Here is a 1,697-nt window from a genome sequence, read left to right as displayed (position 1 = left end):
GCGTCAGATGTGCATAAGAGACAGGGGCCCCGGTGCTCCTCGGCGGGGTCCCGCCGGCGAGGCGGAACAGGGATTCCTCGGTGGAACGGGGGTCAGGGTCGACGGGCACGCCCCGACGCTACCGGCTCGCGGCGTACGGCGTCCCGTCCGTCCCGCAGGCCATCGGACGGCGACCGCTCCAGGGCACCCACCACTTGTCCTACTAATACGCACTCCTGTGGATAACTCCCGGCAGCCGCTTGCCGAACCGGCGCATCCTGAGTCCACACCGCCCGACCGGTTCAGCGGAAGGGCGCGAGGTCCAGGGGGAGACACATGCCACTCATGAGGGGCACCACGCACGGCACGGCGGAGGACAGGCGCCCCGCGGGCAGCTCGGGGCACCGCGCGGCGGACGGCACCCGGCCCGCGGGAAGCGCCGCACACCACCTGGCGGTCGGCACCCGCCACGAGGAGACCGCCACACACCACCCGCCGGACGGCACCCACCAGGGGGGAATCGCCGGGCGCCGTCTGCGGGACGACATGCATCCGATGCTCAAGCCCGCCCTGCGGCGCGGCTGGCGGAACCGCGACACCGTGCAGTTCGGGGTCACTCCGGCGCACGCGGTGGTGCTGGGTCCGGTGGACACCGCCTCCGGCAGCTTCCTGGAGTTGCTCGACGGCACCCGGGGCCTGCCACTGCTGCGCGCGGAGGCGCGGGGCCTGGGACTGCCGGATGGCCGGGCCGATGAGCTGGTGCGCCGGCTGGCCGCGGCCGGGCTGCTGGACGATCCGACCGATGGCAGCGCCACGTCATCGGCCGTGCGGGAGGGCGGCGGGCTCGACCGGCTCCGCCCGGACCTGGCCTCGCTGTCGGTGCTGCATCCGGCGCCGGGGGCGGGGATGCGGGTGCTCGGCGCCCGGCGGGCGATGCGGGTGCAGGTGCGGGGTGCCGGGCGGGTCGGTGCCACTGTGGCCGCGGTGCTCTCGGCCTCGGGGGTCGGCCAGGTCGATGTGGTGGACGGTGGCTGTGTGGAGCCCTGGGACGTCGCCCCGGGCGGACTGGCGGCCGAGCAGATCGGAGAGCGCCGGGACACCGCCGCCCGCCGGCTGGTGCGTCGGGCGGCCCCGTCCTCCCGGTCCAGGCGCCGCGCGGGTCCCGCGGTGGGCGCCGAGGCCGCGCTGTCGCTGGTGGTGATCGCGCCGCGGGACGGGCTGGCGGCCTATGTGCCGGATCCGGCTGAGGCGGAGCCACTGCTCGCCGCCGGCATCCCCCACCTGTATGCGGGGGTGGTCGAGGCGACGGGAGTGGTGGGACCGCTGGTGCTGCCGGGGTTCACGCCCTGCGCGGGCTGCATGGCCGCGGTGCGGGCGGCGCGCGAACCCTACTGGGGGAGGCTGCTGGCGCAGTGGCGGTCCGGCCGGCGGCGGGCCACGCCGGCCTGCGATCTGGCGCTGTCCACTTTGGTCGCCGGAGCCGCCGCGGCACACGCCCTGACCTTTCTCGATGGGCAGCTTCCTGCCACTGCCGGAGCCCGCCTGGAACCGGCCCTCCCCTCTCTGACCTGGGATCCCCGACACATCCAGGCTCATTCGGAGTGCGCCTGCGGCGCGAGCGGCTCCGCTGACGAGGGATACGCCTCGGCGCCGTCGGCGGCGCACGCGACAATGGCCGGGTGACCGGCGTCCGCTGGGTGGGCGACGGGGGTCCGGGG

At 75.7% G+C, this 1,697-nt stretch carries 1 protein-coding gene; it reads left to right on the top strand.

The window, feature by feature from the left end; genetic code table 11:
* Positions 1-525: 525 nt before the first annotated feature.
* On the top strand, positions 526-1,662 hold the full coding sequence (locus E4099_RS31805; protein WP_135342558.1) for a ThiF family adenylyltransferase: 1,137 nt from the start codon (positions 526-528) through the stop codon (positions 1,660-1,662).
* Positions 1,663-1,697 lie beyond the last annotated feature (35 nt).

This window comes from Streptomyces palmae, assembly GCF_004684805.1.
Taxonomy (GTDB): domain Bacteria; phylum Actinomycetota; class Actinomycetes; order Streptomycetales; family Streptomycetaceae; genus Streptomyces; species Streptomyces palmae.
Note: the sequence above shows the minus strand (reverse complement) of the source record. Positions and strands in the feature narration are given on the sequence as shown.